6 protein-coding genes are annotated in these 5,986 nt (G+C 65.8%); 4 read left to right on the top strand and 2 right to left on the bottom strand.

The genetic code is table 11. The features are described from left to right. On the bottom strand, positions 1-696 hold a 696-nt coding region (locus tag RMQ73_RS01845; protein WP_409049817.1), incomplete at its 3' end, for an LOG family protein. A gap of 39 nt (positions 697-735) precedes the next feature. Further along, on the bottom strand, positions 736-1,506 hold the full coding sequence (locus tag RMQ73_RS01840) for an SDR family oxidoreductase (RefSeq protein WP_310496275.1): 771 nt from the start codon (positions 1,504-1,506) through the stop codon (positions 736-738). Positions 1,507-1,633: 127 nt separating this feature from the next. On the opposite strand from RMQ73_RS01840, the gene RMQ73_RS01835 reads away from it, so the two are divergent. From RMQ73_RS01835 to RMQ73_RS01820, 4 genes are all read left to right on the top strand, one after another. Continuing rightward, positions 1,634-2,935 carry an amino acid permease gene (locus tag RMQ73_RS01835; RefSeq protein WP_310496274.1) on the top strand — a complete coding sequence of 434 codons (1,302 nt, stop codon included), beginning with the start codon at positions 1,634-1,636 and terminating at the stop codon, positions 2,933-2,935. Then, positions 2,932-3,846 (top strand): class A beta-lactamase, encoded by a 915-nt coding sequence (gene bla, locus RMQ73_RS01830; protein ID WP_310496273.1) that lies wholly within the window; start codon positions 2,932-2,934, stop codon positions 3,844-3,846. The genes RMQ73_RS01835 and bla overlap by 4 nt, the downstream gene beginning before the upstream one ends. Before the next feature lie 92 nt (positions 3,847-3,938). Continuing rightward, entirely contained in the window at positions 3,939-5,090 is a 1,152-nt protein-coding gene (locus RMQ73_RS01825; RefSeq protein WP_310496272.1) for a phosphoserine transaminase, read from the top strand. Positions 5,091-5,176: 86 nt separating this feature from the next. After that, positions 5,177-5,986 (top strand): hydroxyacid dehydrogenase (locus RMQ73_RS01820; RefSeq protein WP_310496271.1); only part of this gene is annotated, 810 nt, incomplete at its 3' end.

The raw sequence follows: 5,986 nt of genomic DNA, 5'->3' as shown, positions 1-5,986 counted from the left end.
CAGCGGCGCGACCTTGCCGGTCTGCACCAACGTCAGCAATTCGAAGAATTCGTCGAACGTGCCAAAACCGCCCGGAAACACTGCCACGGCCTTGGCGCGCATCAGGAAATGCATCTTTCGCAGCGCAAAATAATGAAACTGCACCGATAGGCCCGGCGTCACATAGGGGTTAGGCACCTGCTCGTGCGGCAACACGATGTTGAGGCCGAGCGACGGCGCGCCGACATCCCAGGCCCCGCGATTGGCCGCCTCCATGATCGACGGTCCGCCGCCCGAACACACGGTAAAACAGCGCTTGCCCTCGGCGCAGTGCGACGACACCGTGGCTGCCAACACGCGCGCCACATCATAATAACGTGCTTTGGCCGCAAGGCGCTCGGCAATGGCCAAAGCCGCCGGCGTGGTCGCGGCGGCGATTACAGCTTCGGCTTCCTCAGGCGACGGGATGCGCGCTGAGCCATAAAAAACAAAAGTCGAATCAATGCTGGCCTCGCTCAGCAGCAATTCGGTCTTGAGCAATTCCAGCTGGAAGCGGACAGGCCGGAGATCCTCGCGAAGCAGGAAATCATTGTCCTGGAACGCCAGGCGATAGGCGCCATGTTCGGTCTGCGGCACCGCCGTGGGTATTGGCGCGGACCGGACTTCCTCCTTGGCGCTGGGGAAGATGCTGGGCGGAATCTGTGGCGGTGGGTTCATCATATCGGGTGGCGCACATAGGCGCTCGGACGGGGAAAGTCACCCCTGCCCCAGACCCAGCGCTCTTGTTGCTTCGGTCATCCCGTCAAAGCGCGCCCGCATATCGACGATCAAATGGGCGTGCGTCGGGATGTAGAACAACCCGAGGTCCAGGCCCCTGAGCGCAATTTCCGCAGCACGGTCCGGCATGATGACGCCCATGTCGGCTGGCCATCCGGCCGGATCAGGACCAAGCCCTCCGGCCGTGAGACCGGTGTAGACGCCGCCGGGCAACAGCACATGGACATCAAGCGGGCGATTTCCGGTCCGGCACTCGCTGGCCAGCCATTCTGCCAGAATGAGCACACCGTGTTTCGAGGCCGCATACAGCCCGTTGCCGAATTCACGGATCGAATCCGGTAGCGAAAGGCTGTTTTCCGATCCTGTGATGACGATTCTGGCGCGGCTACCTTGCGCCCTGGCAGCAGCCTCCAGCGGTTTTGCCAGCCGCGTGGCCGAAAGCATGTTGATCTCCCACAGCGCATCCAGTCGCGGGTCATCCAGATCTGCCTTCAACAGACGCCGATTGTAACCGATGCCGGCATTGGCAAACACCGCATCAATACGGCCGTGCCGGGCGATGACGGCCGCAACTGCCTGGCCGGCTGCTTCTGGCCGCGCCAGATCGGCATGCAATGCATCACCGCCGGCATCTGCAATGTCAGCGCCCACCACGCGCGCTCCGCGCAGGGTCAACGCATCGGCCAGCGCGCGCCCGATTCCGGATGCTGCGCCGGTAACCAGCACCACCTGTCCCACCCAGTCAATCATGTGCAATGTCCTCCGATACATTGACTTGCCGGGCGCGGCGATGCCACGTCAAGGCAGTAGCGGGCCGAAGGGGATGGGGTTGGACGATACACTGGCGCTAAGGCGAGCTCTCGGACCTGGCGGGGTGTTGCTGCTGGTTCTTTCCGCGGTATCGCCGGTGATGTCGGTCTATGTCGGCGGATCGGCGGTGCTGCATCTGGCCGGCACCGGCGCAGCGCTGGCGTTTCTGGCCGGCGGCATTTTGGCAGCACTGTTTGCGCTGCTTTACGCCGAACTCGGCAGCCGGCGTCCGGGCGCTGGCGGCGTCTATCCCGGCCTGGCAGCGTTGCTCGGGCCGGGCGTGGCGCAGGGCTATATGTTCATGACGCTGGTGACGGCGATGCCGCTCATCGCCTTTTCGGCGCTGGGACTGGCTGGTTATCTGCGCGTGCTGTTTCCGGCGCTGCCGCAGTTGCCGGCCGCGCTTGCCGCCATTGCAGCGGCTGCAGGCATTGCGATGTGCAACATCCGCACCGGCGCGCTGGTCACCGGGCTGTTTCTGGGTGTCGAGTTGGCGGCGCTGGCCGTGCTGATGTGGGTCGCGGCGGCACAGCCGGCGATACCGCTGATGACTGTCATCGCCGCCCCGGTCATGGCCGATGGCACGGCGACTGGCATTGGCGTCCTTGCGCTGGCGGTGCTTGCCGGGCTGTTCTGGTGCGGCGGCGCGGTCTATGCGCTCTATTTCGTCGAGGAGATGCAGGGCGGCGCGGCGACGTTGGGCCCCGTCACGGCACGGGCCGGAGCGATTTCGGCGTTGGTCATCGCCATGCCCATGCTGGTGCTGGTGCCGGCACTGGCGGCACGCCCGGCGCTGCTCGGCGCGCAATCCCCCATCGCGGCTTTTCTGGGGGCTGCGGCCACCCCCGCTGTCGCACAGGCGGTCAGCGCCGGCGTCATCGCGGCCGTTTTCAATGCGCTGATCGCCACGATCATGGCCTTTGCCCGCATGGTGCATGCCATGGGGCGCGATGGCGCCCTGCCCGGCCCCGCCGCCGGCCTGGCGAAAAGACTGAGCCGGCGCGGCCATGCACCTTGGGGCGCAACGCTCATCGTTGCTGCACTGTCAGGCGGCGCGACTTTGCTGGGGGAGCGCTGGCTGCTGATCCTCACCTCGGGCAATGCCGCCGATTATCTGCTCATCGCATTGGCGTTGATAGCGGCCCGGCGACTGGGCGAGCCAAGCCCGTATGCCGCCCCGCTCCACCCGTTTTTGCCGGCGCTGGCGCTGGCAGTGTCGGCGGCGGCGGTGCTGTCGTACTGGCTGGACGCCGAAACCGGGCGACCATCGTTGTTTGTTATCACCGGTGCGTTCGCCGCAGCCTGGTCAAGCTGGCATCTGCGCCGCCGGTCCAGCATGGTGAACGCCGTAAAGCCGAAAGGCCCATGATGCTCGATCGCCGCACTTTGCTTGCCGGAATGCCCCTGCTGGGCGCCGCTGCGCCCGGCCCACAAACAATTCTGGGCGCCGCTGCGCCCGGCCCACAAACAATTTTGGGCGCCGCTGCGCCTGATCGCTGGGCAGCCTTGCGCCGCGCCGTCGCCGAGGTGGAGCGTGCCGCTGGCGGGCCATTGGGCCTCTCAGTGCTCGACACCGGCACGGGCCGGCAGTTTGGCTGGCGCGCCAACACCCGCTTTCCGATGTGCTCGACCTTCAAGCTGCTGCTGGCGGCCCGGCTGCTGGCCGGCGGACCGTGGCGGATGGACGATGCGCTGCAGGTCACGGCGGCCGACGTGATCAATCCGGCGCCCTTCACGCGGCCGCGCATCGGCAGCACTGCCACGCTGACCGAACTGGCCGGCGCCATGGTGACATTGTCCGACAATCCGGCGGCCAATATTGCATTGAAACACACCGGCGGCCCGGCGGCGCTTACGCGCTGGCTCCGGCAGATCGGCGATGGCGTCACGCGCCTCGACCGGATGGAGCCGGAAATGAACAACGAAACACCCGGCGATCCGCGCGACACGACCACGCCGGCAGCGATGCTGTGGACGGCGCGGCGCGTCCTGCTGGGGGGTGTGCTGGCGCCAGCGGCGCGCGTGCAATTGCTCGGCTGGATGGCCAACAGCGAAACCGGCGCGACCATGTTGCGCAGCGCGCTGCCCGCCGGATGGCAAGAAGCGCACAAGACCGGGGCCGGCGCGGACCGGGCGCGCAACATCGTGTCGTTGATTACGCCGCCCGGGCGCAAGCCTATCCTGGTAAGTGCCTATCTGTTCGCGGCAGTATCCTCGCTTGAGGAACGCAACCGGCATTTTCCGGCTCTGGGCCGTGCGGTCGTATCGGCGCTCGGTTGACCGATCATGCTTGACGCTGGCGGCAAACACTATAGGGGCGACAGCGGGCCACGCGGCCCCAACGCCGCGCGAGCTCTCTGTGAGGAGAGAACATGACTGATACTGCAAATCTTGTGCGCGGTGCGCACAGGCCCACCGCCCTTCCGGCGCGTGCACATTTTTCGTCCGGCCCCTGTGCCAAGCGCCCCGGCTGGGTAGCTTCCGAACTCGCCACCGATTCACTTGGACGGTCCCACCGTTCCAAGATCGGCAAGGCGCGGCTCAAGCGCGCCATCGACTTGACGCGCAAGGTGCTGGGCGTGCCCGACACCCACCGCATCGGCATCGTGCCGGCGTCGGACACCGGCGCCTATGAAATGGCGATGTGGTCGCTGCTCGGCGCCCGCCCGGCCACCATGGTCGCCTGGGAAAGCTTTGGCGAAGGCTGGGTCACCGATGCCGTGAAACAGCTCCGGATCGAAGCCGATGTCGTGACCGCACCTTATGGCGCCCTGCCCGACATGGGCGCGCTCGATCAGGACCGTGACATCTGCTTCACCTGGAACGGCACCACATCAGGAGTGCGGGTTCCGAACGGCGACTGGATCAAGGATGACCGGCAGGGCCTGAACCTCGTCGATGCCACGTCTGCCGTATTCGCTCAGGACATTCCCTGGGCCAAGGTCGATGTACTGACCTACAGTTGGCAGAAAGTGCTGGGCGGCGAAGGCGGCCACGGCGTGCTCATCCTCGGCCCGCGCGCCGTCGAACGCCTCGAAAGCTACACGCCTGCCTGGCCGCTGCCGAAGATTTTCCGCCTGACCTCCAAGGGCAAGCTGATCGAGGGCATTTTCTCGGGCGAAACCATTAACACGCCGTCGATGCTGGCCGTGGAAGACTATATCGATGCGCTGGAATGGGCCGAAAGCATCGGCGGACTGAACGCGTTGATGGCCCGCGCGGACGCCAATGCCGCCGCGCTGTCGGACTGGGTGGCGCGCACGCCTTGGGTGGCGCATCTTGCCGGTGATCCGGCAACACGGTCGAACACCAGTGTTTGCCTGACCCTGCCCGGCACCAGCGAAGACCAGGTCAAGGCCATGGTGTCGCTGCTCGACAAGGAAGGTGCCGCCTATGACATCGGCGCCTATCGCGATGCACCGGCGGGCCTGCGGATCTGGTGCGGCGCCACGGTGGATACTGCCGATGTCGTCGCGCTGACACACTGGCTCGATTGGGCTTACGCGCAGGTCGCCGCCGCCTGATCGGCTCCCGGCGCCGGCACCACTCGCGCCCCTGACATATCATTGCACCCTCCCGTTCGGCGGGAGGTTACGAAAGGCTCACACCCATGCCACGCGTCCTTATTTCCGACCAAATGTCCCCCAAGGCAGCCGAGATCTTTCGTGCTCGCGGCATCGAAGTCGATGAAATCACCGGCCTGTCCAAGGACGAGTTGATCAAGATCATCGGCAATTACGACGGCCTTGCCATCCGCAGCGCCACCAAGGTGACCAAGGACGTGCTCGCCGCGGCCACCAACCTCAAGGTGGTCGGCCGCGCCGGCATCGGGGTGGACAATGTCGATATCCCCGCTGCCTCGTCGCGCGGTGTCGTCGTCATGAATACGCCATTCGGCAATTCGATCACGACCGCCGAACATGCCATTGCGCTGATGTTTGCGCTCGCCCGCCAGCTTCCCGAAGCCGATGCCTCCACCCAGGCCGGCAAGTGGGAAAAGAACCGCTTCATGGGTGTCGAAATGACGGCCAAGGTGCTGGGGCTGATCGGCGCCGGCAACATCGGCAGCATCGTCGCCGACCGCGCGCTGGGCCTACGCATGAAAGTGGTCGCCTATGACCCGTTCCTGACCCCTGAGCGCGCCGAGCACATGGGCGTCGAAAAGGTCACGCTGGACGAATTGCTGGCCCGCGCCGATTTTATCAGCCTGCACACGCCGCTGACCGACAGCACCCGCAACATCCTGTCGGCGGAGAACCTGGCAAAGACCAAGCCCGGCGTGCGCATCGTCAACTGCGCTCGCGGCGGGCTGATCGATGAAGCGGCCCTCAAGGCTGGCCTCGATTCGGGCCATATCGGCGGCGCCGCCCTTGATGTGTTCGCCGAGGAGCCGGCCAAGGCCTCGCCGCTGTTCGGCACG

This window comes from Sandarakinorhabdus sp., from assembly GCF_031430775.1.
Taxonomy (GTDB): Bacteria; Pseudomonadota; Alphaproteobacteria; order Sphingomonadales; family Sphingomonadaceae; genus Sandarakinorhabdus.
Note: the sequence above shows the minus strand (reverse complement) of the source record. Positions and strands in the feature narration are given on the sequence as shown.